The organism is Bacillus sp. GZB (genome assembly GCF_001975995.1).
Lineage (GTDB): Bacteria > Bacillota > Bacilli > Bacillales > Bacillaceae > Bacillus > Bacillus velezensis.
On the sequence record NZ_MTQG01000016.1, the window covers coordinates 106,765 to 130,560 of the forward strand.

Annotated in this window: 28 protein-coding genes; 7 read left to right on the forward strand and 21 right to left on the reverse strand. The window is 46.1% G+C overall.

What is annotated here, in order from left to right; translation table 11 throughout:
- Positions 1-40: 40 nt before the first annotated feature.
- Positions 41-637 (reverse strand): sulfite oxidase-like oxidoreductase, encoded by a 597-nt coding sequence (locus tag BXO87_RS06280; RefSeq protein ID WP_038459698.1) that lies wholly within the window; start codon positions 635-637, stop codon positions 41-43.
- A 99-nt stretch (positions 638-736) separates the two neighbouring features.
- Between BXO87_RS06280 and BXO87_RS06285 the strand changes: the two genes are divergently transcribed.
- Complete coding sequence (locus tag BXO87_RS06285; RefSeq protein WP_003151994.1) at positions 737-1,330, forward strand: biotin transporter BioY; 594 nt, start codon at positions 737-739, stop codon at positions 1,328-1,330.
- Between the two features lie 46 nt (positions 1,331-1,376).
- Here the strand turns inward: BXO87_RS06285 and BXO87_RS06290 are convergent, their stop codons facing one another.
- Both BXO87_RS06290 and BXO87_RS06295 read right to left on the reverse strand, forming a co-directional pair.
- Positions 1,377-2,705, reverse strand: a complete 1,329-nt coding sequence (locus BXO87_RS06290) for a Na+/H+ antiporter NhaC family protein (protein WP_038459700.1) — start codon at positions 2,703-2,705, stop codon at positions 1,377-1,379.
- A 132-nt stretch (positions 2,706-2,837) separates the two neighbouring features.
- Positions 2,838-4,328 carry a leucyl aminopeptidase gene (locus BXO87_RS06295; protein WP_038459702.1) on the reverse strand — a complete coding sequence of 497 codons (1,491 nt, stop codon included), beginning with the start codon at positions 4,326-4,328 and terminating at the stop codon, positions 2,838-2,840.
- A gap of 147 nt (positions 4,329-4,475) precedes the next feature.
- On the opposite strand from BXO87_RS06295, the gene BXO87_RS06300 reads away from it, so the two are divergent.
- The gene (locus BXO87_RS06300; protein ID WP_014418782.1) at positions 4,476-4,952 is read left to right on the forward strand and encodes a divergent PAP2 family protein; all 477 of its coding nucleotides are present in this window, start codon (positions 4,476-4,478) and stop codon (positions 4,950-4,952) included.
- Positions 4,953-4,981: 29 nt separating this feature from the next.
- On the opposite strand, the gene BXO87_RS06305 is transcribed toward BXO87_RS06300, so the two are convergent.
- The 4 genes from BXO87_RS06305 to BXO87_RS06315 all read right to left on the reverse strand — a co-directional run bounded on the left by BXO87_RS06305 (position 4,982) and on the right by BXO87_RS06315 (position 7,633).
- Positions 4,982-5,623, reverse strand: a complete 642-nt coding sequence (locus tag BXO87_RS06305) for a 3D domain-containing protein (RefSeq protein ID WP_038459704.1) — start codon at positions 5,621-5,623, stop codon at positions 4,982-4,984.
- A 100-nt stretch (positions 5,624-5,723) separates the two neighbouring features.
- The gene (locus BXO87_RS06310) at positions 5,724-6,044 is read right to left on the reverse strand and encodes a YuiB family protein (protein ID WP_025285206.1); all 321 of its coding nucleotides are present in this window, start codon (positions 6,042-6,044) and stop codon (positions 5,724-5,726) included.
- 68 nt (positions 6,045-6,112) lie between these two features.
- Positions 6,113-6,238: a YuiA family protein gene (locus tag BXO87_RS20470; protein ID WP_007408708.1), complete on the reverse strand. Its 126-nt coding sequence runs from the start codon at positions 6,236-6,238 to the stop codon at positions 6,113-6,115.
- Positions 6,239-6,412: 174 nt separating this feature from the next.
- Positions 6,413-7,633 (reverse strand): NAD(P)/FAD-dependent oxidoreductase, encoded by a 1,221-nt coding sequence (locus BXO87_RS06315; RefSeq protein WP_007408709.1) that lies wholly within the window; start codon positions 7,631-7,633, stop codon positions 6,413-6,415.
- A gap of 311 nt (positions 7,634-7,944) precedes the next feature.
- Between BXO87_RS06315 and yumC the strand changes: the two genes are divergently transcribed.
- Positions 7,945-8,940 (forward strand): ferredoxin--NADP reductase 2, encoded by a 996-nt coding sequence (gene yumC, locus BXO87_RS06325; protein ID WP_007613496.1) that lies wholly within the window; start codon positions 7,945-7,947, stop codon positions 8,938-8,940.
- Between the two features lie 38 nt (positions 8,941-8,978).
- On the opposite strand, the gene BXO87_RS20805 is transcribed toward yumC, so the two are convergent.
- Positions 8,979-9,122 (reverse strand): hypothetical protein, encoded by a 144-nt coding sequence (locus BXO87_RS20805; protein ID WP_003151982.1) that lies wholly within the window; start codon positions 9,120-9,122, stop codon positions 8,979-8,981.
- Positions 9,123-9,339: 217 nt separating this feature from the next.
- Between BXO87_RS20805 and guaC the strand changes: the two genes are divergently transcribed.
- Positions 9,340-10,320: a GMP reductase gene (guaC, locus tag BXO87_RS06330; protein WP_038459708.1), complete on the forward strand. Its 981-nt coding sequence runs from the start codon at positions 9,340-9,342 to the stop codon at positions 10,318-10,320.
- A gap of 60 nt (positions 10,321-10,380) precedes the next feature.
- Here the strand turns inward: guaC and BXO87_RS06335 are convergent, their stop codons facing one another.
- From BXO87_RS06335 to BXO87_RS06365, 7 genes are all read right to left on the reverse strand, one after another.
- Positions 10,381-10,602, reverse strand: coding sequence for a DUF5970 family protein (locus tag BXO87_RS06335; protein ID WP_003151978.1), 222 nt, complete (start codon positions 10,600-10,602; stop codon positions 10,381-10,383).
- 16 nt (positions 10,603-10,618) lie between these two features.
- On the reverse strand, positions 10,619-11,146 hold the full coding sequence (locus BXO87_RS06340) for a stage II sporulation protein M (RefSeq protein WP_015418130.1): 528 nt from the start codon (positions 11,144-11,146) through the stop codon (positions 10,619-10,621).
- Positions 11,143-11,847: an ABC transporter ATP-binding protein gene (locus BXO87_RS06345; protein WP_017419446.1), complete on the reverse strand. Its 705-nt coding sequence runs from the start codon at positions 11,845-11,847 to the stop codon at positions 11,143-11,145. Before BXO87_RS06345 ends, BXO87_RS06340 begins: the two co-directional genes overlap by 4 nt.
- The gene (locus BXO87_RS06350) at positions 11,840-13,495 is read right to left on the reverse strand and encodes a hypothetical protein (protein ID WP_076851267.1); all 1,656 of its coding nucleotides are present in this window, start codon (positions 13,493-13,495) and stop codon (positions 11,840-11,842) included. The genes BXO87_RS06345 and BXO87_RS06350 overlap by 8 nt, the downstream gene beginning before the upstream one ends.
- Positions 13,496-13,577: 82 nt before the next feature.
- Positions 13,578-13,913, reverse strand: coding sequence for an uberolysin/carnocyclin family circular bacteriocin (locus tag BXO87_RS06355; RefSeq protein ID WP_003151973.1), 336 nt, complete (start codon positions 13,911-13,913; stop codon positions 13,578-13,580).
- A gap of 67 nt (positions 13,914-13,980) precedes the next feature.
- On the reverse strand, positions 13,981-14,553 hold the full coding sequence (locus BXO87_RS06360; protein WP_007613520.1) for a hypothetical protein: 573 nt from the start codon (positions 14,551-14,553) through the stop codon (positions 13,981-13,983).
- Positions 14,554-14,811: 258 nt separating this feature from the next.
- Positions 14,812-15,357, reverse strand: coding sequence for a GNAT family N-acetyltransferase (locus BXO87_RS06365; protein WP_038460881.1), 546 nt, complete (start codon positions 15,355-15,357; stop codon positions 14,812-14,814).
- Positions 15,358-15,726: 369 nt separating this feature from the next.
- Between BXO87_RS06365 and BXO87_RS06370 the strand changes: the two genes are divergently transcribed.
- Positions 15,727-16,488: an SDR family oxidoreductase gene (locus BXO87_RS06370; protein ID WP_038459713.1), complete on the forward strand. Its 762-nt coding sequence runs from the start codon at positions 15,727-15,729 to the stop codon at positions 16,486-16,488.
- Between the two features lie 142 nt (positions 16,489-16,630).
- Here BXO87_RS06370 and BXO87_RS06375 read toward each other — a convergent pair whose 3' ends face one another.
- The 4 genes from BXO87_RS06375 to BXO87_RS06390 form a co-directional block, all read right to left on the reverse strand.
- Positions 16,631-16,993 carry a HesB/IscA family protein gene (locus tag BXO87_RS06375; protein ID WP_003151967.1) on the reverse strand — a complete coding sequence of 121 codons (363 nt, stop codon included), beginning with the start codon at positions 16,991-16,993 and terminating at the stop codon, positions 16,631-16,633.
- 76 nt (positions 16,994-17,069) lie between these two features.
- On the reverse strand, positions 17,070-17,924 hold the full coding sequence (gene dapF, locus BXO87_RS06380) for a diaminopimelate epimerase (RefSeq protein WP_076851268.1): 855 nt from the start codon (positions 17,922-17,924) through the stop codon (positions 17,070-17,072).
- Between the two features lie 123 nt (positions 17,925-18,047).
- Positions 18,048-19,265, reverse strand: coding sequence for a NupC/NupG family nucleoside CNT transporter (locus tag BXO87_RS06385; protein WP_012118346.1), 1,218 nt, complete (start codon positions 19,263-19,265; stop codon positions 18,048-18,050).
- A 133-nt stretch (positions 19,266-19,398) separates the two neighbouring features.
- Entirely contained in the window at positions 19,399-19,635 is a 237-nt protein-coding gene (locus tag BXO87_RS06390) for a YuzB family protein (protein ID WP_007408721.1), read from the reverse strand.
- 266 nt (positions 19,636-19,901) lie between these two features.
- Between BXO87_RS06390 and BXO87_RS06395 the strand changes: the two genes are divergently transcribed.
- The gene (locus BXO87_RS06395) at positions 19,902-20,969 is read left to right on the forward strand and encodes an NAD(P)/FAD-dependent oxidoreductase (RefSeq protein WP_007613539.1); all 1,068 of its coding nucleotides are present in this window, start codon (positions 19,902-19,904) and stop codon (positions 20,967-20,969) included.
- A gap of 37 nt (positions 20,970-21,006) precedes the next feature.
- On the opposite strand, the gene BXO87_RS06400 is transcribed toward BXO87_RS06395, so the two are convergent.
- A complete protein-coding gene (locus tag BXO87_RS06400) occupies positions 21,007-21,333 on the reverse strand; it encodes a YuzD family protein (protein ID WP_038459715.1) in 327 nt (108 codons plus the stop codon).
- Between the two features lie 79 nt (positions 21,334-21,412).
- Here BXO87_RS06400 and BXO87_RS06405 point away from each other — a divergent pair, with 79 nt between their 5' ends.
- On the forward strand, positions 21,413-21,748 hold the full coding sequence (locus BXO87_RS06405) for a NifU family protein (RefSeq protein WP_169510385.1): 336 nt from the start codon (positions 21,413-21,415) through the stop codon (positions 21,746-21,748).
- A gap of 40 nt (positions 21,749-21,788) precedes the next feature.
- Here BXO87_RS06405 and BXO87_RS06410 read toward each other — a convergent pair whose 3' ends face one another.
- On the reverse strand, positions 21,789-23,765 hold the full coding sequence (locus BXO87_RS06410; protein ID WP_038464248.1) for a S9 family peptidase: 1,977 nt from the start codon (positions 23,763-23,765) through the stop codon (positions 21,789-21,791).
- Positions 23,766-23,796: the final 31 nt, after the last annotated feature.

A 23,796-nucleotide genomic window follows, 5' to 3' on the forward strand; every position in this document is an offset into this window, starting at 1 on the left:
ATTTCAATAAGGTACCTAAGAACTATATAGTGATAGGGGCTTAATCCCATGTAAAGCGCTCATTCTTCCATGGATCTCCCCTCATATGGTAGCCGTTTTTCTCCCAAAAGCCGGGGTGGTTTTCCTTTGTGAACTGAATGCCGCACAGCCATTTGGCGCTTTTCCAAAAATAAAGGTGGGGGAAAACGCCTCTGAGCGGATAGCCGTGCTCTGGCGTTAACGGCTCGCCGTTATGCGCATATGCCAGCAGGGATGTCTCCCGCGTAAAATCAGAAAGCGGCAGATTGGCCGTCCAGCCCTCTTCAGCGTGCAAAATGACGAATCCCGCTTCTTTGTGCACGCCCGCTTTCTCAGCGATGTCTTTAGCGCGTATTCCCTGCCAGATATTATCAAGACGGGACCAGCCCGTGACGCAATGAATATCATTTTTCACTTCGGCTTCAGGAAAGGCTTTGATATCGTCAAAGCTTAACAGCATAGGACGGTCAACAAGCCCGTACACCTGCAGGTTCCATTTTGACATATCTTCATAATAAGGAACATTTCCGGCGTGAAGCACGGGAAACTTCGTTGTGACATTTTGGTTTGGCGGAATCCGTTCCGACTGTTTTGTTTGTTTCGTTTTCCCGAAAAACATATGGCTCCCTCCATTTAGTAAACCTGTATTAAATCTGTGTTGACAATCAATCACCCTTCGATTACGCTAATCTGGTACAAGTGTAAGGGGGAAAAACAAATGAAACAACGCAACCTTCGCGCGGGCGATATGGCGCTTATCGGCATGTTTGCCGCACTGATGGCCGTCGGCGCCAACATTACATCAATGGCTCCTTTTTTGCAAGTTGCGGGAATTCCGTTATCGCTGCAGCCTTTCTTTTGTCTATTAGCCGCGATGCTTCTCGGCGCCAGACGGGCAGCCATCGCAATGACGGTATACGCATTGGCCGGACTCGCGGGGGCGCCTGTTTTCGCTCAATTCTCAGCAGGCTTTGCGCCGTTTATCGGAAAGAGCGGCGGATTTATTCTCGCTTACATCCCGGCGGCATTTGCAGCCGGATGGCTGCTGGAAAAAACAAAAAAACCCGGCCGCCTGCATTATGCATGGGCCTCTTTGATCGGTACCGCCGTCATTTATATCATTGGCACGACCTATACGTATATTGCGCTGAAATTATGGCTTCATGCTCCGATCAGCTACGGAATGGCCTGGTTTTACATGATATGGTTTTTCATAAAAGATATCATTTTAGCATTGTTATTGGCATCAATCGCGCCTGCCGTTTACAGGTCTATTCATAAAGCGACGGGGTTCAGCAGAAATCCGGCGTAAGATGTTCTCAGCATACAAAAAGGCTCCCCTTTTCGGGAGCCTTTTTTTACAGAACAAGCGCGGCAATCCAGCCGAATATCACAAGCGGAATGTTATAGAAAATAAATGTCGGTACGCACGTATCCCATATGTGGTGGTGCTGTCCGTCGGCGCTGAGGCCTGACGTCGGCCCGAGCGTACTGTCACTTGCAGGAGAACCCGCATCACCGACCGCGGCGGCCGCTCCGATTACGGCGATCGTCGCCATCGGGCTGAATCCGAGCTGAGCGCACAGCGGGACAAATATGGTCGTAATGACGGGTACGGTTGCAAATGATGATCCGATTCCCATCGTGATTAATAAACCGACCACCAGCATCAGGAGCGCGCCTAATGATTGACTGTGACCGATAAAGCCTGTTGATGCTTTGACCAAGGAAGCCACATCGCCCGTTTTGTTCAATACATTTGAAAAACCGGCCGCAACAAGCATGACAAACCCGATAAAAGCCATCAGAATCATGCCGTCCGTGATCAGCTTATCCGCTTCATTGCGCTTCATGACTCCGCTGATAAACAGCGTAAACAAACCGGCAAGCGCGCCCATGATCATACCTTCCACTCCGAGCACTTGTGACAGATAGAGCTGAACGGCAAGCGACACGGCAATGGAGATCAAAGCGATGGCAATGCTTTTTTTCGTATAAGGAGAAGACGATAGTCCGGCAATCTCCTTCGTCTCATATTTCTTCGGTTTCCGGAAGACGATAACGGCTAAAATTAAACCGACCGCCATCCCGGCCGTCGGGATGATTAAAGCATACGGGATATCACTGAGCGGCACCTTTAAACCGGCTGACGCCATATTATCTCTCAGCATCCCCTGGAAAATCTGTCCGAATCCGACAGGCAAAACGATATACGGCGCAGTCAGTCCGAATGTCATCACACACGCGATCAGCCTGCGGTCTATTTCAAGTTCGTTAAATATTTTTAAAAGCGGCGGAATCAATACAGGAATAAACGCAATGTGAACGGGCACCACGTTTTGCGAGAAACAGGATATGATTAAAATAATCAGTACGATTAACACTTTTGACAGTGCTTTTTTCTGCGAATCTTCCTTTTTTCCGATTAGTTTGACAGACGCTTCCACCATTGCATCGGGAAGCCCCGTTTTTGTCAGCGCCGCGGCAAATGCCCCGAGCAGCGCGTAGCTGACCGCGACGGTGGCATTTCCGCCGAGACCGTCCGTAAAAGCCTTCACCGTCTCTCCGAGGCCTAAGCCGCCGGTCAGCCCGCCGGCAAGCGCGCCGATCATTAAAGCTATAATAATATTGACACGCAGCAGGCTTAAGACGAGCATAAGCAATACTGCGACAACAACAGCATTCATTGATGAGTCCCTCCAAAAATCCTTTAGTTTGCTAATGTAGTAGATAATTAAAATTAACATATATTCTGCGCTTTAGTCAACTAAAGATTTTGGAAATCAAAAAACCCGCTGCATCAAGGCAGCGGGATGCTGTTATCTTTCGGGCGTAAAGCGCTCAGTCAAAACAGCCAACGTCCTTGCCATGACGCCTGTTGCGCCGGCAGGGCCGAAGCATGTCGCTTTATTCGCCGTCGCGGTTCCCGCAATATCGAGATGAACCCACGGCGTGTTTTCCGCGAATTCACCAATGAATGCCCCCGCCATAATCGCGTGGCCTTCTCTTCCCGGAGAATTGTTCAAATCAGCCATCTGACTGTTTCTCACCCGTTTTTTATCCTTTTCTGTAATCGGAAGCTGCCAGATCGGCTCGCCGGATTCTTTCGCCGATTCCGCCACCTGTTCATAAAACGCGGCGTGATTGGTCATGGCGCCCGTCATTTCGTTTCCTAAGGCGACAATGACACCGCCCGTTAACGTTGCGACGTCTACGAGGACAGAGGCTCCGTGCTGCTTGGCGTATGTGATGCCGTCGGCAAGCACGAGACGCCCTTCCGCATCGGTGTTCAGAATCTCAATGGTTTTTCCGCTGAGCGAAACGATGACATCATCCGGCTTCATGGCATCGGACGAAATCATGTTGTCCGTAGACGGTATGACGGCGAGCACATTTTGTTCAGGCCGCAGTTCGCCGATAATTTCCATCGCGCCCAATACCGAAGCGGCCCCTCCCATATCGCTTTTCATGCCGACGATGCCGGTTTTCGGCTTAATTGAATATCCGCCCGTATCAAAGGTAATTCCTTTACCGACCAGGCCGATGACGTCTTCCCACTGATCTTTGCCCTGATACTTCAGAACGATCATTTTCGGCGGTTCGGATGAGCCCTTGTTAACAGCAAGCAGCCCTCCCATGCCGAGCTCTTCCATTTCATCTTTTTCTAAAACTTCACACTCAAAATCGTATTTTGCCGCAAGCTCAGCGGCATATGACGCCAAATCGGTGGCCGTCAGCATATTACCCGGCATATTTACAAGCGTGCGGGCTGAATTCGTCCCTTGGCCGTATGCCGCGCCGACGTTCAGGCCGGCCTGCACTTCCCTCAGGTCTTCTTCGGTCACGGCGCAGACTGATTTCAGTTCCTGATCCGGCTCATTCGATTTATGTTTATAATCCTGCACTTCGTAAACCGCAAGCAGACAGCTTTCTGAAAGCGCATGAGCGGCATCGGCGGCAGGCACTTCCCCGGAGACGAATGTATCGAGCAAAACGGACACTTCCTGTTTTTTATCTTGATGAATCTGCTGAAATACTCGTGCAAAGCATTCTTTCGTATCTTCAAACGAATAATCCGCTTCTCTTCCCAGACCGATAAAATAAATACGTTTCATACCGGTCGCAGCCGGAGGGTATACTTTTGATACACGATTGCGTTTGGCGGACACATCACCATCCTTTAACAGCTGGGTCAGATGACCGTCCAATTTATCATCCAATTCCTTCGTAAATCCGTTCAGCGTGCTTTTTTGAAAAAGACCGATGACCAGTGTTTCGGGATGCCGCAGTTGATCAGATGCATAAAACATGAGTACACACTCCTTATGTGGGTATTTGTTATGTAAAGTGATATAATGAAAAAACATTTTTCATTGATTTTATTTTACCAAACTAAGGGCGTTTTCTGCAGTTTTTCGATACGATCGGAATCAGCAGATACAGAAAGGATGTCGCATATGGATGTACTTATGAATTTTCCTTTACTGGCGAGTTTTGCCGCCATTATTTTTGCCCAAGTTGTAAAAGTGCCTATTCAATTTATCGTATCCAAAAAACTTGACTGGTCTCTTGTGACGAGCACCGGCGGCATGCCGAGCTCCCATTCCGCCGCCGTCACTGCGCTGTCAACCGGAGTCGCTTTGCAACAGGGGCTGGACTCGCCCTTGTTTGCAGTCGCCGCGATTTTCGCCGTCATTACGATGTTCGACGCTACAGGTGTCAGGCGGCATGCGGGTGAACAGGCGACGGTCATTAATAAACTGGTCATCGACTTTAATCGGTTTGTCAGCGAAGCGAAGGACTTTCAGAAAGCGGAAGAGAAGGAAAAACAGAAGAAACTGAAAGAACTGCTCGGCCATCAGCCGATTGAAGTGTTCTTCGGCGGCGTCACCGGTATTGTGCTGACATTGATTTTAGATTATCTCTTTATGTAAAAAACGCTTCAGCGGATGCTGAAGCGTTTTTATTCTTTTACCATTTTGTATTGATTTCTGAACACTTGCATCGACTTTGTTTCGTTCAGCTTTACAAGTTCGTCCTCGGTCACTGTGCCGTTCCCTTTTTTAATCATGTAGACCTCAAGTGTTTTTTTGCCCCAATTGTTATAGACGTCCTTGACGGTGTCAAAGTAGAGGTCAAGGCGGCTGCCTTTAATTTTTGAGCCGGTATCGGCGACAACCCCGTAACCGTAATTCGGTATAAACAGAATCGTCCCGATCGGGAAAACAGACGGATCGGCCGCAACAGTTGAATATAAATCGCGTTTGACCTTCACGCCTGAATATGTAATTCCGTACTGCGGATGACCCGGAGATTTTCCGGTAGATTCCGCTCCGGCGGTATAACCGGTGGCTGTCACCTTATGTGAGGGATAGCGTTCCCAGTCAAAAGCTTCTTCCAGCGGTTTTATCCTGCCTGATGCCTTCTTTTCCGGCTGATTCTGTAAGGATTGAAACGGAGTGCCCATGTTTTTCAAAACGGCGCCGCGATGCTCGGTCATCCAGTTTGTCAGATCCTTTGCTTCAACACCGGTTATGGAAAAGTATGTCGCATGGCATGCGCCCAAAAAGAGCACGATCATGAATACGCGTCTGATTATCGTCAATCTGAAATCACTCTCCTCCGAGTCATTGTTCCCAACTCGGTGAGGTGCTATACAAAAAGCGCCGCGACACAAAAAAAGCTTTCTCAAATAAGAAAGCGGCTTAAAACATTTGATATCCTCTTTTTCTGAGCGCCTTTATGGCAATGCCTGACGTGATGGCTCCCGCCAGTCCGCCCGCCAAAATCACGACATCCGCAACCGCTAATGACATGATGCGCTGAAACAGGCTTTGAAAGGATTCCCCCGGCGCCTGCACGTAACTGATCATCTTTTTATTGCTGATAATGAAAAGGCATACAATCGGATAGACAACAGCCATAATCCACGACATTCTAAGCAGCATGTTCAACAGAAAGCCTATGCCGAAAAACAGTACAAAAAATAGTACGATTGAGATCAGGACAACCGGCAAACTAATCACAAACATCCACCCCCTACAGCACTTTCAGTGTACCTCGGGGGCGGTAAAAAAGTCAACGTCTGGAAAAATCATCGTCTCTCTTTGCCGCTTCCCTGGCAGGAGGGACATGTTTCGGAGCCGCCAAGAAGCAATTGAAAATACCCTTTACCTGAGCAGAACGGACACGCCGCCGTGCTTTTTGCTGTCGTTTTCATGCGGATCACCCTTTTTTCTTAATTTTCTGATAATATATCATATTTACTTGTCAAGCACCAAGTCAGAATATGTAACAAAACAACTCATGTAAGCGGAAACATTCTTTTTTTTCTTTTACATGCTTTTTATAGCGCTCTTTTTTAAAAGAAGAGAAAACCCGCGGCCGCGGGTTTTCAGAAGAATTTAAACTTCCCTTTTTTCAGCGTCAGGCCCAGCCCGCCGATCATAAAGAGCGATCGGTTGTCAATGACCTTTTTCATAAAGGACGCCGGCATGCCTTTGAGCTTCCTGCCGTATACGACTCCGACAGCGTTATGCTCACCGAGGGAGGCGACGGTTCCTTTAATGTCAGGCTTGAACTCTTCAAGCTGGCCTCCTTTAATCAAACCGCCCAGATTTTTGGCGACCGTTTCTCCTTGCTGCATCGCGATCTGAGCAGTCGGCGGGTACGGCCGTTCCGTCTCTTCATTGATAAAGAGCGAGCTGTCGCCGAGTATAAAAACGTCATCATGTCCCGGCGCCCGAAGATCAGGGTTGACCTTGACACGGCCGCGCATATTTTCAAAACCCGCTTCCTCCACGATCGGATGTCCGCGCACGCCCGCCGCCCAGACAACGGTCTGCGATTTGATTTCTTCCGGCTCTTCATCTTTCTTGCCGACTGTGACACCGTCTGCGCGGCATTCTTGAACCGCGGTGCCGATTTTAAATTCAACGCCTTTGCTCTCAAGGTATTGAACGGCGTAATCGACAAGCTCCGGATCAAATCCCGGCAAAACCGTCGGGGCGGCCTCGACACAGACGATCCGGACGAGACTTTCATCTATATCATAATATCTGCATAACTCCGGCTTGCGGTTCGCAAGTTCACCGAGAAATTCAATTCCCGTAAAGCCCGCTCCGCCGACAACGATGGTTAAGCGGTCAGGGCGTTTTTCGGCCTCCGTATTGTATGTCGCAAATTGGAGCTCAATATGGTCTTTCAGCTGGCGCGACGTATTAATATTCGCGATCGGAAAAGCGAATTCTTTTAAGCCTTTAATCCCGAATGTTTCAGGGACGGCGCCAAGCCCGATGACAAGATAATCATAAGGGATGTCCCCTTGTGAAAGCGTCACCTTTTTATTTTGCACATCTATCGCTTTTACGGTATCCTGCACAAATTTGACCCGTGATTCATTGATTACATCTTTTATTTGATATCTGCAGCGGTCATGATGCAGCGTTCCTGCGCTCGCTTCATGCATCCATGTCGTTTCATAATGATAATTGTGTTTATTGACCAAAGTAATGTCAGCGTCATTTGCCCCGATATGCTTCGGAAGCCTTGTTACTGTCATTAATCCACCATAACCTGCACCTAAAACCACGATTTTGGGTTTATTCAATGCCATCACATCCACCTTCTTTTTTTTGCTGTTAGACGCATAATCAAATCAACATTTGTATTAGCTTCAGCTTATTGGCGGGATTTTATGAAATGAAATATAAAATTTTTTAGAAAACCGCACATGTCTGCATATCACCATACTATCCGGAAGAATCAGAAAACATTCAGGAAAAAACAGATTGGAATTTGTCCCCATATTAGCGGCGGCCGCAATTTTTTTCAAGAATGAAGCGGCCGGGCGGTTTTCGGCACTCGTCATCCTTTTAAATTGTATGTTATAATTAATAACAATTTTCAATTAGGAGGCAATTTGGTATGCAAGAGGATTCAAAGGTTTATGATATTACGGTCATCGGCGGCGGCCCGGTCGGCCTGTTTACCGCTTTTTACGGGGGAATGAGACAGGCGAGCGTCAAAATCATCGAGAGCCTGCCTCAGCTTGGCGGCCAGCTCAGCGCGCTGTACCCTGAAAAATATATTTATGATGTAGCCGGATTCCCGAAAATCCGCGCCCAGGAACTTGTGAACAACTTAAAAGAGCAAATGGCAAAGTTCGATCAGACCATCTGCTTAGAGCAGGCCGTTGAATCTGTTGAAAAACAGGCGGACGGTGTGTTTAAGCTTGTCACGAATTCAGAAACGCATTATTCAAAAACGGTTATTATCACCGCGGGAAACGGCGCGTTTAAGCCGAGAAAGCTTGAGCTGGAATCAGCGGAACAATATGAGGGCAAAAACCTGCACTACTTCATTGACGACCTCAATCAATTCGCAGGCAGACGCGTTGCCGTTCTGGGCGGCGGCGATTCCGCGGTTGACTGGGCGCTCATGCTTGAGCCGATCGCCAAAGAAGTCAGCATCATCCACCGCCGTGATAAATTCCGCGCGCATGAGCACAGTGTCGAAAACCTGCATAATTCTAAAGTCAACGTGCTGACACCGTTTGTTCCCGCTGAACTTGTCGGTGAAGACCGGATCGAACAGCTCGTTCTCGAAGAAGTGAAAGGCGACCGTAAAGAAATCATCGAAATTGATGACCTGATCGTAAACTACGGCTTTGTTTCTTCTCTCGGCCCGATTAAAAACTGGGGCCTTGAAATCGAGAAAAATTCCATCGTCGTCAAAAGCACGATGGAAACGAATATTGAAGGCTTCTTTGCCGCCGGAGATATCTGCACATATGAAGGCAAGGTCAAGCTGATCGCCAGCGGTTTCGGCGAAGCTCCGACAGCCGTGAACAACGCGAAGGCTTACATGGACCCGAAAGCGCGCGTCCAGCCTCTGCATTCTACAAGCATGTTTGAAAAATAATAAAAAAGAGTCTGTGTCATACCGGCACAGACTCTTTTTTATTTAAACATCCAAATATAATTCATGACGGTTCCGACAACAAGCGCAATGACAAGCGCCGACACGACCCAAATCGTGCCTAAAATAATCCGGTCCTGAATTTTCTGGGCTTTCGGGCTGTGCCCGGGCTGTTTTTGTTCCACACCGGCCCCTCCCTTCTTCCGCAAATCTATCTATCGTAACAAATGTCTTACAACACCCAATACTACTATGATAACCAAACTGCAAATGGATGACAAGCTGACCGGATATGAGGCAGCATGAAATCATTTGACATTCCTGACAAAACAAAGTACATTATAAAAAGACGAACATTTTAATTTTATTTAATTATATTATTCGCTTTTAGGGGTGTTATATATGGAAAATGTATTTGATTACGAAGATATTCAGCTGATTCCTGCAAAATGCATTGTGGACAGCCGATCTGAATGTGATACATCAGTTACATTGGGCGGACACACGTTTAAACTTCCGGTCGTGCCGGCCAACATGCAGACGATTATAGATGAAAACATCGCGGCCTGGCTCGCGGAAAACGGGTATTTTTATATCATGCACCGCTTCGAGCCGGAAAAACGCCTGGCTTTTGTCCGGGATATGAAAGCGCGCGGACTGATTTCTTCCATCAGTGTCGGCGTGAAGGAAAATGATTACGAATTCATCCGGGAGCTGAAAGCACAGGAGCTTGTGCCGGATTATATTACCATTGATATCGCGCACGGCCATTCCAATGCCGTGATCAGCATGATTCAATTTATTAAAGAACATGTCCCGGAAAGCTTTGTCATCGCAGGGAATGTCGGGACGCCTGAAGCCGTAAGGGAGCTGGAACGCGCGGGCGCCGACGCGACAAAAGTCGGAATCGGCCCCGGGAAAGTCTGCATCACAAAGATTAAAACCGGCTTCGGAACCGGCGGATGGCAATTAGCCGCGCTTCGCTGGTGCGCAAAAGCGGCGAGCAAACCGATCATTGCCGACGGCGGCATCCGCACGCACGGCGATATCGCGAAGTCCATCCGTTTCGGCGCGTCCATGGTCATGATCGGATCATTATTCGCCGGCCACGAAGAATCACCGGGCCAAACGATCGAAATCGACGGCAAGCTGTACAAAGAATATTTCGGCTCCGCTTCCGAATTTCAAAAAGGCGAAAAGAAAAACGTCGAAGGCAAAAAAATGCATGTCGAACATAAAGGGTCCTTACAGGACACGCTGATTGAAATGGAGCAGGATCTGCAATCTTCCATCTCTTACGCCGGCGGCAATACACTCGAAGCCATTCGCAATGTCGACTACGTGATCGTAAAAAACTCTATTTTCAACGGCGACAGATTTTAACACACAGCAGAGCCGCTCGAAGATAAAAAAATGACATTCAATATGAATGTCATTTTTTTATTAAATACCGAAATAAAGAGCCGCACTGGCCAACAGATTAATCACAAAAATAAACAAAAAGATGTAACGAATGAATTTATTTTGCACCGGAGCAAATATAAAAAGATATAGTCCTGCCACCCCAAAAGTAAGAACAGGAAACAGCCACTCAAAGGATAAAGAAATGATATAACCGATAATCATAACAATCGGCACACCGATTAATGATAATTTACTTCTCATATGATTTCTGCCCCTTTTACTTAAAAATTGGTGTGATGTAAGCTTCAATAATGGCAGCGGCGATCAGCAGACAAATAATTATGAGCACCAATATTCCAATATGCCTGAACATTGAAGCCATTATCTTTTTTTCCTTAGAAAAACACAGCCTGATGACCAATTCAACGCCCTTAAAACCAATGGCGCCACTTAATAATAACGCGGGAACTTCAAATATACCATGAGGAATTAGCAGTAAAAAAATCTGATAAAAAGGAACCCCGCTATGCAGATTTTCTATAATAGAGCCGCTTAAAATAAACCCGTTGGTGAATAAATAAAAGATTGAGGTCAACCCAAAGGTAAAAAACCCCGCGGCTAAAAACAGACAAGCGATTGCATTGTTTTTCAGCAGTTCAACCGCGCCTGACGAGCCGTTGTAAGACGCGGTCGAAACAAAGTGATCGGAAAAAAACGCAGCGATCACACCGCCTGAAAAAAACAGCAATGACGCGGTTAACGGAATGGCGGACGTTCTGATTGCCGGCAACATGCGGTTCATCATGTATAGATACTCTCAGCCAATTCTTCAATCTCTTCTAATGAATGCTCGGATGACTGATACTCCGCCGCAAAAACGCCTTCATGTATAATACCGATCGTATCGCACAGCGAATGCGCCAGCTCCAGCAGGTGAGTTGATAACAGGACCGTATTTCCCTGCTTGACGTACTCCTTTAATAACGTCCGTATCGTTTTACCGCTGATTAAATCAATGCCCGTCAGCGGCTCGTCTAGAATTAATATCTTTGGCTGATGAATGAGCGCGGCCGCAATTGATAATTTTTGTTTCATTCCATGTGAATATGTTTTAATCAGCTGATTTCCGTCTTGAGCAAGCTTCAGCGTCTCTAACATATTCTTTATATAATCATTTGTCCGCTGAGACGGCACTTGAAACATCTCCGCTGTAAAACGCAAGTATTCGACTCCCGTTAAGTAATCATATAAAAAAGCATGGTCGGGCACAAAACCGATATCAGCCGATAGTTGCCCCCCCTCTTCTGAATCCAGTTCCTTGCCGTCAATCATGACGCGGCCTGAAGTCGGTTTAAGCAGGCCCGAAATGATTTTCAAAGTCGTTGTTTTCCCGACTCCATTAGTCCCCAACAAAGCATAGATTGAGCCTTTTTTCACCTCAAACGAAATATCTTTCAACACCTGTTTTTCACTATAGTTTTTTTGTATATTCACTAATTTAATCATTGTTCGCAAACCTTTCCGCCATATTGATTCTGCGAAGAAACAGAAACATGACTCCATAGTTTAATAGTGTGAACAGGACAAAAATACCTGATGCCGAATGAATAAGCATCGTTTCAAGTTCCGGCTTTTTATAGATAAAATACGACGTGATCGCAGCGATTTGAAGCGACACAATGAAAATGAAAGAACTGTATAAGTTGTTATATGTCTTTGCTTTCCCCGCTTCTCCAATTTCGTACAGATGCTCCCAGTTTTTCTTAGGATACAGGGCGGTGCTTGAAATCTGGACAAGACTGTATAAAAAACCCGAACATAAAAACACAATAAACAAGTAGATCGTCAGCGCCGCGGAAGACGGAAAAAACACCGTAATCAAAATGGTGATGATGAACGAATAGATAAGAGCGGCGAGATTATAAATACATACTTTCGGAAATACCAGCTGCCACGCATGTTTGATATTCCGGTGAAACAAATGCTGATTTTTTATTTCCCCGTCAACTGATAATACTGTTTTGAGCGCATCTCCGACGAGCTGATACGAAAAGTTCGCAATGATAACCGCCGCAGACACGATGGCGGCTGCCGAATACCCGATAAAGTGATGCGATAGAAGCGGAATACAAAAACCTAAAAACAGCATGAACAAATACAGCATACTGCCGAAGTTCCTGATAAAAAACCCGTCAATTCTCGATAAGAACAGCAGATCCTTTTGAAAAACGGCATGAAATATTTTGTTATTTCTATATAATTTCAGCTTTGGCGCAAAATCTGCGTTTGTCAAAAACATATAAGGAATAAGGTCCATTTTCTTCAGCGTGGCCGACCACAGTTTAAACATCCCCGCCGTTAAAAGGACGGCGGCCGCAAACACCGCAGCGAAAACGAGCACGGAATGTGAGCGGAATGCTAACCATACATACGGCGTATTCATGAGGATATTCCGGAAAGCCGGTGACTCCGTAAAGCTTGAAATATCCTTTGCGGTATACTCCCCAAACACGAGAAGATAAACGGCATACCCGACTGCAAGCGGAACCAGCAGGCTGACGCTGAATAAAACGCCTTTCATGATTTTCAAGTAAAACAATTTGCTCCACATATTTGTAAGAAGATAAACAACATAAGAAAACAGCATAGATAAAAATAAATTGAGAAGAAAATAAACGAAGTCCAAGAAAAATACGATGATCGCCGCAGACCCCGTCATGCCTGCGCTTGATAAAAACAAAAAAACCGGAAAAACAAAAAGATACCATACGAAAATGGTTTTTTTGATCGCCTGGCCGGCAAAAACAGAAAACAGCTGTAAAAAACGCACCTTTTTTAATTGATGAATGACCTTACGCGTATCCAGCAGAAAGGCATTGTGATGTTCTTTAAAGAAGCCGGCAGCCCAAAAAAGCTGCTCAAGTGAAACGGCGATTAAAACAAATTGCCCCCATGCGCTGAGGGGCAGCTGAATCAGTTTTGTCCCGAATACAACACCGCATCCCAGGAAAACGAGATATAAACATAACAGAGAAATAATAATGGCAGACAGCACTTTGCTGTTGAGTTGAGGAATGCCCCAATCTTCCTTTCTTTTTCGAAACGATGACAGGGTATTATATTTGATAAGAGCCGCAATTTGTTTGACTATCATACTTTCAATCCTTACATATGTATTTGGGAGAGAGGCTCTTTTTGCAGCTTGTACAAAAAGAGCAATTATTTATTGATCGATTTTACCAAGCAGCTGCGTATTTTTTGCCGTATTTCTTAATCATTGTTTTTGCTGTTGCAACGATTGCATAAGAAATCGCGCCTGCGCCTGTAACGATACCGATAAGAGAAATGATAGAAGCAATTGTTGATGCCGCATCAATAATATCAATTGCTTTTTTAGCTGCTGCTGTAGAGATGCCTAGAGTTGAAGCTAATTCAGCATTGGCTGAGAATGCATGAGCCGCCGCCACGTTTAATTCAGTTCCCGTTAATAATAGTGCATAAACCAATGTTGCTGCAGCAAGAGCCGCGCCAAACAAAATGAAAGACTTTTTATTAGATTTTACTAAGTTCATCATAACATCTCCCTACTCTTTTTTTTAAATTTATAATAAAATTCAGCTTAATTGACTCTCTCCCGAGCTAAATTTTATCCGCCATAAAATAGTTTAAGAAAATAGTAAAGAGTTTTAGTAAAACAAAACATCCAGTCAAAATGATTCTCTTGCCTTTACTGAGATCGGTCAGTTTTCCTGCGGCAGCATAAAGAGCCGCGATTGATATGAGCAGAAATGGGTCCAGCAGCTGCAGACTCAAGCTGGTGCCGCCGGCAGAATATATAAGCGAGGAATCAGCCGTTAAGTAATTAACAACTGAAAGAATCAACATTTTAAATGCCGAGATTAAAGAAGTCAGTGTATATAGAAGCAAATATATTTTTTTCGGTTTTTTTGTACCGAGAATAAAAGCGGCAACGAATAACAGAAATCCGCCTATCAGAATTTCCACAAAAGTTGTGAAGATCATAAACCCTTGCAGAAACATGACAATCGTACGAACACTTTTCTCCCCGATATCATAGGTACTTTCTCCGACGGAAGAATAATACGACTGCAGAACTTTATCTGAAATACTGAATTGGAAGAGTAATGAACAGATCAAAATGATGAAAAAAGAACTTAAAAATATTTTTTTATTGCTCAATTGACCTATCATATTATCATCCTTTTCTTACAAAATAAATTAACTATTCTATACTTTTACAATTTAGTTTAATCCTATCAAAAAATCAATATCCTTTCGAAAAATATGACTTTAGGACGTGTTGAAAAAGAGCATATCTTTCAGATTTTTTGGTGCTATGTACCCTTTATTTTTTTTCGAATTTGCAAATAGTATGATTCAGACAATTGATTTGAAGTTTTAGGAAGAACCTGTCGAAAGAGACGCAGGATATAAAAAAGGAGGATATCGTCATGTATCCTCCGGATGTATGATCGCCAGCACCTGATGATCTTCCCATTTTCCATTTATTTTTACATTTTTTCTCGCAATGCCTTCTTTATGAAAGCCAGCTTTTTCGAGCACCCGGATTGACGCCTTATTGTGCGGCATGACTCCGGCTTCTATCCGATGCAGTTTCAGCTCATTGAATGCATAATCGACTGCCAGCTTGACAGCCTTCGTCGCATAGCCTTTTCCGTTATGTTCACCATCTAAAAAGTAACCGATAAAAGCGCTTTGGAGAGAACCCCGAACCACCTGAAAAAGGCTGATCGTGCCAATCAGGGTCTGGTCCTGAAGAAAAATGCCGAAGCTGTATTCTGTGTCATTTTCCGCATTCTTCAGTGATTGTTCAATTCGTTTTTTCCGGCCTTCCAGCGTATAAAAATCCTCTTGTCTCGACATGGCAAACCGTTCAAAAAACATGCGGTTTTCCGTCTGCAAAACCAGTTCTCGCTCTGCATCATTCAGGCTGAGCGGCCTGATATCAACGCTGTTCCCTTCCTGCACATGCATCGCCGTCCTTTTGTTTTGATCAGAAACGTTTTTTAATTGTCTCTCACCCATGTTATACGGTACGCTTTATCACATCAAGAAAATTCCAAGACTTCACATTCACCTATCCTTTCGTGACCTATGTCTGATGTGAGTAACCGAAACGGAATCACAAGGTTCTTTTGTTGACTTAAACCGTGCTTTAAGCCGTATCATCATATTGTGACAAGGAAAGAATAGTTTTGGCGGGTTTCCCGATGGATCTAAAAATCAATTTTACAGAATCACTGCTGTCTTATTTCATGCCTATTTGCGGGATGAATATATTGATTGGATCAAAGCTGAAATGTGACAAAGAAATGTAAAAACAATCGGAAAAGAGGAGATAATATGAAACTGACGGGAAATACAATACTGATTACAGGCGGAAATGCCGGAATAGGATTGGCTTTCGCAGAACGGTTTTTAAAAGCGGGAAATAAAGTCATCGTGACCGGACGGCGTGAGCACGCTCTTCAAAAAGCAAAGGAAACATTCCCGGATCTTATTACATATGTCAGTGATTTGAGCATTCCATCTGAACGTATATCACTGTTTGATTGGGTGAAAGAAAATTATCCGGAAGTGAATGTGTTAGTAAACAATGCGGGGATTCAACAACGTTTTCATGTGCTGAAAGCAGATGCGAAGGACAATTGGGACTATTTCAATAAAGAAATCACAACGAACATTGAAGCTCCCTTTCACCTGTCTATGCTGTTCGCTCCGTTTTTTGCCGAAAAAGAAGATGCGGCTGTCATTAACGTCTCTTCGGGATTGGCTTTTACACCGCTTGCCATTGCACCGATCTATTCAGCAACGAAAGCGGCGCTTCATTCATTTACAATGAGTTTGAGACATCAGCTTTCTGATTCATCTGTAGAAGTGATTGAAGTTGCGCCTCCGGCGGTGAATACAGATTTAGGCGGAGCAGGGCTGCATACTCAAGGAGAACCGCTGGATGAATTCGCTGATGGGATTTTTAAAGGACTGAAAGAGGGCAAACAAGAAATCGGGTATGGTTCTTCAGTCGAACGGCTGCGCATGCCACGGGATAAAGCCGATGAACATACGGCAAATATGTACAATGCGATGAAACATACAATTGAATAACATCTTTGAAAAAGCAAAACCCGCTTCTGTTGAGCGGGTTTTGCTTTTATTAAACAGATAAACGCCTTTCTTAACAATGGTGCAAGCGCCATCGAAAAGAAAGACGTCATATTTTTTCATCCTAAGAATAGCGGGTTGACCCTTAGCACTCTTCCGGCGTACCGGCGTTTTTGGCCGTGCGGAAAGAAGATCCGCAGCCGCAGGAAGCGATGGCATTCGGGTTGTCAATGGTGAAACCGCCGCCCATCATGGACTGTTTGAAGTCAATGATCGTGCCGGTCATAATATCAAGGCTTTCGCTGTCGACCAAAACGGTGATTCCGTGCTGTTCAAACATGCTGTCTTTTTCGCCTTTTTCGTGCTCAAATCCCATTCCGTAAGACAGGCCGCTGCAGCCGCCGCCTTTTACGCCCACACGGAGAAACGCGTTTTCTTCTTCATGCTCTTTCATCATATCTTTTATATGCAAAGCCGCTGCTTCAGTGATGGTTACTGGAACACTCATAGGTAGACCTCCTTTTTTAAAAACGATTCTAATATCTATTATAAACCTTGAGGAGAGTATTTCTCAAACGAGCTGTTTACAAATAAAAGACGCCGCTGCATACGGTTTCGGCGGGTCCCGTCATCAGCACATGCCCGTTATCCTGCCAATTAATCACAAGGTCGCCTCCCGCTAAATGAACGGTGATATCCCGGTTTCGTTCAGAAACACCGTTCAATACGGATGCGACAGCCGCCGCACAGGCGCCTGTTCCGCAAGCCTGTGTAATGCCGGAGCCGCGTTCCCATACGCGGAAATGAAGTTCATCGGCGCTGACGGTTTCCACAAATTCGACATTGACGCCTTCCGGAAATCTCGGGTCTTTTTCAATGACGGGGCCGAGCGTTGTAAGAGGCGCTTGATTGATATCCGCAACCGGAAAAACAATATGGGGGTTTCCCATTGATACGGCTGTTCCGGAAAGCTCCGTTTCTCCAAAAACAAAGGTTTCATCGATCGTCAGTTCATCTTCATTGCCGAGCATCGGCAGCTCTTTTTTGGTGAGGCGCGGTTCGCCCATATCAACGGCGACTTCACGCACAATCCCGTTGTCCTCTGTAATGTCTGCTTTCACAAGACCTGAAAGCGTCTCAATGAAAAAGGACGTTTCTTCTGTCAGCTTATGTTCGTATGCATACTTTGCCACACAGCGAAGGCCGTTGCCGCAATTTTTCCCTTCTGAGCCGTCATTATTAAAAATCCGCATTTTGACGGGCGCTTTTTCTGACGGACAGATGAGGATCATTCCGTCAGAGCCGATGCCCGTGTGAATGCTGGACACTTTAACGGCAATCTCAGCCAGCCGTTCTTCCGGCAGCTGTTCTTCAAATTGATTTACATATATATAACTGTTTCCAAGACCGTGCATCTTGGTAAAACGGAATGAATTCATATCGGCCTCCAACTTTTTTTCTTTTACTTAGTATAAAAGCTCTTCTGCTCGGACACAATACAAATATCCCCCGTTTTTCATACATAAAAGCTCCCTGCATATGCAGGGAGCTTTTATCGTTTACTAAATAAACATGCCGGCAATCGCCGCGCTGAGAAGGTTTGCGAGTGTTCCCGCAATAACCGCTCTTAATCCGAGGCGCGCAATGTCCGAACGGCGGCTTGGGGCCAAACCGCCCAGTGTGCCGAGCATAATCGCAATCGAAGAGAAGTTGGCAAATCCGCACAGCGCAAAGCTGATAATCGTAGACGTTTTTTTAGAAAAGTCCGCAATATGCGGCCCGAAGTTTGAATAAGCGACAAACTCATTCAGCACAAGTTTCTGTCCGATATAGCTTCCCGCTCCGAGCGCTTCATGCCAAGGAACGCCGATTACAAATGCGATCGGTGAAAACACGTAACCGAGAATGGATTCTAATGTAATATGTTTGAAACCGAACCAGCCGCCGATTCCGCCGAGGATTCCGTTCACTACGGCGATGAGCGCGACAAACGCAAGCAGCATGGCGCCGACATTTAGAGCAATCTGAAGGCCCGTGGACGCGCCTTTTGCCGCTGCATCAATCACGTTAGCGGCGCCTTCGCCTTCTTCGTCCATATTAAAATCGCCTTTTATCGTCTGCGTTTTTTCCGTTTCAGGTATTAAAATTTTTCCGAACACGAGACCGGCGGGAGCCGCCATAAAGCTGGCCGCCAGCAAGTATTCGATCGGAATGCCTAACAGGGCGTAACCGAAAAGCGTCGAACCCGCTACAGCCGAAAGGCCGCTCGTCATAATCGTAAACAGCTCGGAACGGGTCAATCCCGCAATCAGCGGTTTAATGGCAAGCGGTGATTCAGACTGTCCGACAAAAATATTCGCAGCCGCCGCAAGCGATTCCGTTCTGCTTGTCCCAAGAAGCTTTGACAGTCCGCCTCCGATGACGCGAAAGATGAGCTGCATGATTTTCAAGTGATACAAAACGGCAATCAGCGCTGAGAAAAAGATAATGACCGGCAGAACGCTCAGCGCAAAAGCCGGGCTGCTGCCCACTTTTAACAGCGGGCCAAAAATAAAGCTGATGCCTTCGTTCGCATAATCAATGAGAAGCTGCACACGGCTTGAGAACCATAAAAATACGGCCCGGCCGGCGTCCCACTTTAATACGATGAATCCGAAGGCCATTTGTAAACATAAACCGACAATGACGGTTCGCAGGTTAATTTTGCTTTTCTTCTCTGATAACAAAAAAGCAATGGCTAATATAGCAACTGCCCCGAGCAGCCCCCAAACGATATTCAATGAATCCACCTCTAAAATTTTATTTAAAAAAAGTCTTTATTAAGATAACAATATTTATTTTTGCTGTCTACAAATTTTTTATTTTGCCAAAACCCGGGCGCAATAAAAAAGAGACCCCGTTCGGAGCCTCTGACTAAAACATCGGATTTTCTTCTATGAATGTATATATGTTGTCAACCAATTCAGCAGGCGTGCCCCCCGTGACCACTTCGCCGTTGACCAGGGCGAACAGGGACTCCATGCATTTCCCGCAATAGCTTAAACAGCCGTATTCAAGCACGTCCAAGTTCGGATCCTTCTCTAAGATCTCAAGTGCTTCCTGGGAACCGCGCGCTAAATTGCTGACACAGAATTCAATCATCGGATTCATGCGGTTTCACCTCACATATGTACCTTATCCTAACGGAATTTCCTCTATTCGTCAAAGATCCGGTTTCACGCTCAATGTTATCGTAACATATTAATTCAGGTTAAAGGTTTTACTATTACATGTTTTCTGGTCAATTTGTAGGTTATTTTAAAACTATTATTGTGGTTTTAGATCAAATTCGATATAATTCTAGATGTTATTTTACATAGTTCGTTATTTTGTAACAACATTGACTACCATATTTTTCGGGCAAAAGGGGAATCATTATGAAAAAATTGGTCTTGATCGGCGGGGGTTACGGAAACATGCGGGTGCTGCACCGCTTACTGCCGAACCAGCTTCCGTCAGATATATCCATCACGCTGATTGACAGAAACCCGTATCACTGCTTAAAAACAGAATATTATGCGCTCGCCGCCGGCACGATTTCTGATCATCATATCAGGGTGTCTTTTCCTGAGCATCCGAATCTGGATGTTCAATACGGTGAGGTGGCTTCCGTCGACACGAAAAACAAACAGGTTCTGTTTCATGACCGCGAACCGATTTCTTACGATGACGCGGTGATCGGACTGGGCTGCGAGGATAAGTATCATAACGTGCCCGGCGCGCCGGAACATACTTACAGCATTCAGACCATTGATCAGTCACGCGAAGCCTATCAAAAGCTGAACAACCTCGGCGCCAATGCATCTGTCGCTATCGTCGGAGCGGGATTAAGCGGCGTGGAGCTTGCCAGTGAATTAAGAGAGAGCCGTGACGATCTGAAGATTATGTTATTTGACCGGGGCGACCTGATTTTATCAAGCTTTCCGAAAAGACTCAGCAAGTACGTTCAAAAATGGTTTGAAGAACACGGCGTCACCATTATCAATAATGCGAATATTACAAAAGTGGAAGACGGCATCGTTTATAATCATGATGAAGGAATACCGGCCGATGCCATCGTGTGGACGGCGGGAATTCAGCCGAATAAAGCCGTCAGAGAACTGGACGCTGAAAAAGACCCGCAAGGCCGCATCGTTTTAACACCGCATCACAACCTTCCGGGCGATGAGCATGTTTACGTCGTCGGTGATTGCGCGAGCCTGCCGCATGCGCCGAGCGCCCAGCTGGCTGAAGCACAGGCGGAACAAATTGTGCAGATCCTCCTGAAACGCTGGAACAATGAAGAGCTGCCGGAAACAATGCCGCAATTTAAGCTGAAAGGCGTTCTCGGTTCACTCGGAAAAAAAGCGGGCTTCGGTCTTGTCAACGACCGTCCGCTCATCGGGCGTGTGCCCCGTTTATTAAAATCAGGCCTTTTATGGATGTACAAGCATCATAACGGCTGATAAGAAAAAAGCCGCTGATTGCGATCAGCGGCCATTTTTAAGAGCCAGCAACATAGCCGCGCTTTTCCATTTCTTCATATATATCTTTTAAATGCGGATTCCCTTCCCCCACAATGACATCCTCCACCAGCACGAGCGGATAGAAGAATTCATCGTTTCTGATGCGCTCCGCAAGCTCTTCTGTCTCCTTTTGCTGAGGCGGTGCGTCAATATCAATATACCGTATGTTAAAAGGCTGCTGCGGATATTTCCGTTTCAGCGCCGCCTCCAGCCATTCAAACGTATCTTTGGCGCTCGGCATATTCACGCAGCTTGCGCAAAGCGTTTCAGCGCCGTAAACACTGAGCGTAACCGGCTTTGTCATGTATATCATCCCCTTTACACCAGTATACAAAGGACGAGGCAGCTTTTGTATAAAAAACGGTTTTTATGTTCAAGTTTAAATATGCTATAATGGGGAAAGCAGCTTTGCAAACCAAACATTAGATTTTTACCGTTACTGTGAATATAATGGTTTTATGTATATGAAAGGAGCGAATCTCATGACTGAGGTTGAAATGAAAGAGCAAGTACAGGAAGTATTGGATAAATTACGTCCGTTTCTGCTTCGTGACGGCGGTGACTGTGAGCTTGTTGATGTAGACGAAGGCATCGTAAAGCTTCGCCTCCTTGGCGCATGCGGCAGCTGCCCAAGTTCAACGATTACGCTGAAAGCCGGAATCGAACGCGCCCTTCTTGAAGAAGTACCGGGTGTCGTTGAAGTAGAACAAGTATTTTAATCATAAAACCAGGCTGCATGACAGCCTGGTTTTTTATTTTTTACAAATAGTCATCAAACCATGAACAAATATAACGGATGCGTTTCATCCGCTGTTCCGGATGGCCGCTTCTCGACAGCTCATGCGTGGCTTTCGGAAACCGGATGAACGACGTCGTTTTGTTCAGTTTCTTCAACGCGGTAAAGAGCTGCTCGGCCTGCTCTATCGGACAGCGGTCATCTCGCTCACCGTGCAGAATCAAAAGCGGTGTCGAAACGCGGGACGCATATTTTACAGGAGAACGATCCCAAAGCTTATCCGCTTCCTCAAACAAATCATGCCCGAGCTGCCAGTCGGTAAAAAAGAAACCGATATCGCTGACACCGTGGAAGCTGAACCAATTTGAAATGGAGCGCTGCGTGACGGCTGCTTTAAAACGGTCTGTCTGCCCGACAATCCAATTCGTCATAAACCCTCCGTAGCTTCCACCCGTCACACCGAGACGGCCGCTGTCAATAAACGGATACGCCTGAATGGCTTCATCCACCGCCTGCATGACATCACGGTAATCTCCGCCTCCGTAATCACCCCTGACACGATTGACAAAATCCTGCCCGTAGCCATGGCTTCCTCTTGGGTTGACATACACGACAGCATATCCTTGTGCGGCCAGCACTTGGAATTCGTGAAAATACGTATGGCCGTACATCATGTGAGGCCCGCCGTGTATGTATAGAATGAGGGGATAAGTTTGATCCTCTTCAAAAACGGCGGGCTTTAAAAACCAGCCGTTTACCGTCTGCCCGTCCTTTGTTTCATATTGCAGCTTTTCCGGCACGGATATGATACGCTCCTCAATAAACCGATCATTGTCGAATGTCAATTGCTTCTCTTCCCCATCTTCAAGTGAAATGCTGTAAAGCTCGGAAGGCTGTGCGGGTTTGGCAATGACAGCGATACAGCTTTTCTGATCAGGATGAAAAGCAAAACCGTTCACATACTCTTCTTCTAATCGGATCGGATATACGAGGCCGTCAATCGAGATATAATAAATACCGGTGCTTCCCTGCTCGCTCCCGAGAACGTAAAAGCCCTGCCCGTCGTTTGTCCATACCGGCCGGGGCGTCACTCCTCCTATGATTGAATCCGCAATCAGCGCATCGCTCAAATGAACATCCAGCATGTCGGTCAGGCAGGACAGCCGCTCAGTTTTCACGTCGTACAGCCACGCTTTTTCTAAAGTCGCATTGCGAAATTCATTTTCATGGCCCAGCATCGCGATATAAGAACCGTCCGGTGAAAACACGCAGGAACCGAAAGAACCGCGGTGCGGCGTAATCTGCTTCAGGCTTCCATCCGCCAGATTCATCAGATAGACATCGCTCGGCTTTCCGGCGTCACCCGGCTCGCATAAATTAGCGGTAAACGCAAGCTGCCTGCCATCCGGTGAAAAGGCCGCGTCATAATGATCCGCTTCATGATCCGTCAGCTGCTGAATCTCCCCCGTTTCAAGATGAATCAGCACAAGCTGGGCCCAGCTTCCGTTCAGCAGGCCTTTCCCGTCACGTTTATATGTTAATGACTGAATGTCAACCGGCTCATACTCATCATGCTTCTTTTTTTCTTTCTCATCGGCGCGCTCCGCTGATGTCAGACTGACGGACACAAGCACGGATCTGCCGTCGGGCGCCCATATCGGATCTGATACGCCCCAAGGAATATCGGCCGCCTGCTCCGCCTCTCCGCCGGCAGCGTCGATGATGTACAGCTGAGGGATGCCGTTCTCCCTGTCAGAAACAAAGGCGAGGCGCCGTCCGTCAGGCGACCACCGCGGACTTGTATTTCTATTGTCCCCGAAAGTCCACGGGTTTGAGATGCCGGATTCTGTGTCATATACCATAATGGCTGAGGAATAGGAATCACGCTTATGATTGACTGTTGTCCGGACGTAAGCGGTTCTTCTGCCGTCAGGGGCATATTGCGGGTCTGTCACGGATACGAGAGACGCAATGTCCTCCTCGGTTATGAGTTTTTTCAAATCGTTTCTCCTCCTTTTCTGTTTTATTTCG

Excerpts from the sequence above, each read along its gene's own strand:
- BXO87_RS06295 (WP_038459702.1), bottom strand. The coding sequence starts at position 4,328 with ATGTTTTATGCATCTGATCAACTGCGGCATCCCGAAACACTGGTCATC.
- BXO87_RS06340 (WP_015418130.1), bottom strand. The coding sequence starts at position 11,146 with ATGATGAACCGCATGTTGCCGGCAATCAGAACGTCCGCCATTCCGTTA.
- BXO87_RS06395 (WP_007613539.1), top strand. The coding sequence starts at position 19,902 with ATGAAAAAATTGGTCTTGATCGGCGGGGGTTACGGAAACATGCGGGTG.
- guaC (WP_038459708.1), top strand. The coding sequence starts at position 9,340 with ATGGAAAATGTATTTGATTACGAAGATATTCAGCTGATTCCTGCAAAA.
- BXO87_RS06390 (WP_007408721.1), bottom strand. The coding sequence starts at position 19,635 with ATGAATCCGATGATTGAATTCTGTGTCAGCAATTTAGCGCGCGGTTCC.
- BXO87_RS06345 (WP_017419446.1), bottom strand. The coding sequence starts at position 11,847 with ATGATTAAATTAGTGAATATACAAAAAAACTATAGTGAAAAACAGGTG.
- dapF (WP_076851268.1), bottom strand. The coding sequence starts at position 17,924 with ATGAATTCATTCCGTTTTACCAAGATGCACGGTCTTGGAAACAGTTAT.
- BXO87_RS06285 (WP_003151994.1), top strand. The coding sequence starts at position 737 with ATGAAACAACGCAACCTTCGCGCGGGCGATATGGCGCTTATCGGCATG.
- BXO87_RS06350 (WP_076851267.1), bottom strand. The coding sequence starts at position 13,495 with ATGATAGTCAAACAAATTGCGGCTCTTATCAAATATAATACCCTGTCA.
- BXO87_RS06375 (WP_003151967.1), bottom strand. The coding sequence starts at position 16,993 with ATGAGTGTTCCAGTAACCATCACTGAAGCAGCGGCTTTGCATATAAAA.
- BXO87_RS06360 (WP_007613520.1), bottom strand. The coding sequence starts at position 14,553 with ATGATAGGTCAATTGAGCAATAAAAAAATATTTTTAAGTTCTTTTTTC.
- BXO87_RS20470 (WP_007408708.1), bottom strand. The coding sequence starts at position 6,238 with ATGAAAACGACAGCAAAAAGCACGGCGGCGTGTCCGTTCTGCTCAGGT.
- BXO87_RS06400 (WP_038459715.1), bottom strand. The coding sequence starts at position 21,333 with ATGACAAAGCCGGTTACGCTCAGTGTTTACGGCGCTGAAACGCTTTGC.
- BXO87_RS06365 (WP_038460881.1), bottom strand. The coding sequence starts at position 15,357 with ATGCATGTGCAGGAAGGGAACAGCGTTGATATCAGGCCGCTCAGCCTG.
- yumC (WP_007613496.1), top strand. The coding sequence starts at position 7,945 with ATGCAAGAGGATTCAAAGGTTTATGATATTACGGTCATCGGCGGCGGC.
- BXO87_RS06280 (WP_038459698.1), bottom strand. The coding sequence starts at position 637 with ATGTTTTTCGGGAAAACGAAACAAACAAAACAGTCGGAACGGATTCCG.
- BXO87_RS06335 (WP_003151978.1), bottom strand. The coding sequence starts at position 10,602 with ATGAGAAGTAAATTATCATTAATCGGTGTGCCGATTGTTATGATTATC.
- BXO87_RS06370 (WP_038459713.1), top strand. The coding sequence starts at position 15,727 with ATGAAACTGACGGGAAATACAATACTGATTACAGGCGGAAATGCCGGA.
- BXO87_RS06355 (WP_003151973.1), bottom strand. The coding sequence starts at position 13,913 with ATGAACTTAGTAAAATCTAATAAAAAGTCTTTCATTTTGTTTGGCGCG.
- BXO87_RS06315 (WP_007408709.1), bottom strand. The coding sequence starts at position 7,633 with ATGGCATTGAATAAACCCAAAATCGTGGTTTTAGGTGCAGGTTATGGT.
- BXO87_RS06290 (WP_038459700.1), bottom strand. The coding sequence starts at position 2,705 with ATGAATGCTGTTGTTGTCGCAGTATTGCTTATGCTCGTCTTAAGCCTG.
- BXO87_RS06300 (WP_014418782.1), top strand. The coding sequence starts at position 4,476 with ATGGATGTACTTATGAATTTTCCTTTACTGGCGAGTTTTGCCGCCATT.